This window comes from Pseudomonas anguilliseptica (assembly GCF_021375795.1).
GTDB lineage: Bacteria > Pseudomonadota > Gammaproteobacteria > Pseudomonadales > Pseudomonadaceae > Aquipseudomonas > Aquipseudomonas anguilliseptica_A.
Map to the genome: position 1 here is coordinate 1 of NZ_JAEIOI010000016.1, position 393 is coordinate 393.

The 393-nt window shown below is 59.3% G+C and carries 1 protein-coding gene; it reads left to right on the top strand.

The genetic code is table 11. The features are described from left to right. The first annotated feature begins 92 nt into the window (after positions 1 to 92). Entirely contained in the window at positions 93 to 302 is a 210-nt protein-coding gene (locus IOD17_RS19245; protein ID WP_090247769.1) for a major capsid protein, read from the top strand. Positions 303 to 393: the final 91 nt, after the last annotated feature.

Genomic DNA, 393 nt, shown 5'->3' on the forward strand with positions numbered 1-393 from the left:
CAGCGAGCTGCAGGGCGAAACCATCGTGCTGTTTGCCCTGGTGTTCGGCTTCCTGGTTCTGAAAAAAGTCCTGAAATAGCGAGGTAACAACCATGAAAAACAAACTGCAAAACCTGAAACGCTCCCTCGGCGCTGCCGCTGCCCTGGGTGTCCTGGCCACTCAACAAGCCTATGCCGCTGTGCCGCCTGAGGCCACTGCCGCACTGGATACCGCTGGCACCGACGTCGGCACCATCGGTTGGGCTGTCTTCGGCGTACTGGTCGCCGCTGCTGCCTTCAAGTACATGCGCCGCGCTCTGTAATCGCTGCGCGCTTCACCCAAGTCCCGCTACGGCGGGACTTACTTTTCAGGGCCACTCAATGAACTACGAACTCTACGTCCTGCTGGTCACC